Origin of the sequence: Deinococcus indicus, from assembly GCF_002198095.1 — a bacterium.
Lineage (GTDB): Bacteria > Deinococcota > Deinococci > Deinococcales > Deinococcaceae > Deinococcus > Deinococcus caeni.
Genome location: NZ_NHMK01000032.1, coordinates 1 through 2,031, shown reverse-complemented (window position 1 = coordinate 2,031; position 2,031 = coordinate 1). Strand labels below are relative to the sequence as shown.

At 62.5% G+C, this 2,031-nt stretch carries 2 protein-coding genes; both read right to left on the bottom strand.

The annotated features are described in order from the left end of the window. Window positions 1–13: 13 nt before the first annotated feature. The gene (locus CBQ26_RS18925) at window positions 14–862 is read right to left on the bottom strand and encodes a carbohydrate ABC transporter permease (RefSeq protein ID WP_088246939.1); all 849 of its coding nucleotides are present in this window, start codon (window positions 860–862) and stop codon (window positions 14–16) included. Between the two features lie 7 nt (window positions 863–869). Then, window positions 870–1,829, bottom strand: a complete 960-nt coding sequence (locus CBQ26_RS18920) for a carbohydrate ABC transporter permease (RefSeq protein ID WP_088246938.1) — start codon at window positions 1,827–1,829, stop codon at window positions 870–872. Window positions 1,830–2,031: the final 202 nt, after the last annotated feature.

Genomic DNA, 2,031 nt, shown 5'->3' with positions numbered 1-2,031 from the left:
CCCGGGTGACACTTCAGCCTTTGACGGCGCCGGCGGTCAGGCCGGACACGATCCGGCGCTGGAAGATCAGCACGAGGATAATCAGCGGAATCGTGACGATGACGCTGGCCGCCATGATCTGCGCGAAGGGATTCTCGTACTGGGACGCGCCACTGAACGAACCGATCGCCACGGGTACCGTGCGGGCGCGGTCGTCGCTGGTGAGCGTCAGGGCGAACAGGTACTCGTTCCAGGCGTTGATGAAGGCCAGCAGGCCGGTGGTGACGAGCGCCGGGCCCATCACGGGGAACAGCACCTGCACGAGCGTCTGCAGCGGGGTCGCGCCGTCCACCACGGCGGCTTCTTCGAGCTCATTCGGGATTTCCCGGACGAAGCTGGTGAGCACCCACACGGTGAACGGCAGCGTGAAGATCAGGTAGCTGAGCATCAGGCCGAGGGTGCTGTTGTACAGGTTCAGGGCCCGGATGCTGCTGTACATGCCGCCGAGCACTGCGATCTGCGGGAAGACACTCACCGCGAGAATGATGTACATCAGTGCCGTCTTCCCGCGGAAGCGGTACTTCCCGAGGGCGTATGCCGAGAGGGAAGCCAGGACCAGGCTGATCAGTACCGTACCGACGGCGACCACCAGGGAGTTCAGCAGGTTGCGCCCGAACGGTTGCCCGCGAAACACGTCGACGTAGTTCTGGAAGGTGATGCTGTCCGGGAACGCGGCGAGCGCGGTGCGGGACAGATCAACGGGCGGCGTCAGACTGGTCTTGATGGCCCAGTAGAACGGGAAAAGGACGTAGAACAGCACGACAACGACGATCACCCAGAAGAGGACTTGACCGAGCAATTGCAGGGGGGTGTGTTTTCGCATAGTCGCCTCAGTCGAACCGCACGCGTAGGCTGGTGATGTATCCAACCGTAAAGAGCATGATGATCAGGAAGATCAGGACGCTGACGGCACTGCCATACCCGAATTGGGCGTTGTCGAACATCTGCTGCCGCGCGTAAATGCTCATGGTCATGGTTTCTGGAGAGTTGCCCTTCACCACGTACGGCATGTCAAAGACGCGCAGAGCGTCCAGGGTGCGGAAGATCAGCGCGACCAGCAGGGCGGGCGTGAGCAGCGGAAGTGTGAGCCGCCAGAACTGCGTGACTTTGCTCGCGCCGTCCACGTCCGCCGCTTCGTACATGTCACTTGGGATGGTCTGGAGGCCCGCCAGCAACAACAGGGCCATGAAGGGCGCTGTCTTCCATACGTCGACGGCCACGAGCGCCCAGAGGGCGGTGTCGGTGTTGGAGATGAATGACTGACCCTGACCGAGAATACCCAGCTTCTGGCCCCAGTCGGATAGGATGCCGAACGAATCGTTGTACATCCAGTTCCACATCTGGGCACTCACGACCGTCGGAATGGCCCAGGGCACCAGGATCGCGGTGCGGAGCATACTTTTCCCCCGGATCTTACTGTTGATAACCAGCGCGAGCGCGAGGCCGAGCAGCGTTTCGAGAACGACGGAACTGACCGTGAAGCGCAGGGTGTTGCCGACCGCCCGCCACCAATCAGGGCTTTGCAGCACGCCCAGGCCGATGCCTTCGTCGGTGGTGTACCAGTAATTGGACAGGCCCGCCCAGACGGGGTGGGCGTCCGTGTTGATGTTGTAATCTGTAAATGACAGATAGATGGTGCGAAGGAGTGGGTATCCGGCGACCAGGGCCAAGACGATGAGGGTCGGGAGCAGCAGCCAGAACGCCGTGCGAGCCCGGCTCGCTTCCAGGCCGCGCGTGCGCCGGGGTGGCTGCGCGGCGCTGAGTTGAGGCTCAGTGGGACTGTGGGTCATAGCAAACTCCCCAGGGTTGAGAGGTGAGGACAAGGAGGGTGCCTGCGACCGCTGGCACCCTCCTGCAGGAACCGCTTGGTCCCTGCTTTACCAGCCGCGGCCTTTGGCGCGGGCGAGTTGGGTTTCGAGGCTCTTGAGGGCGTCCGCAGGCTTGGCTTTCTTGGTGAGCACGCTGTAGACCGAGGAGGCGAACGCGTTGGAG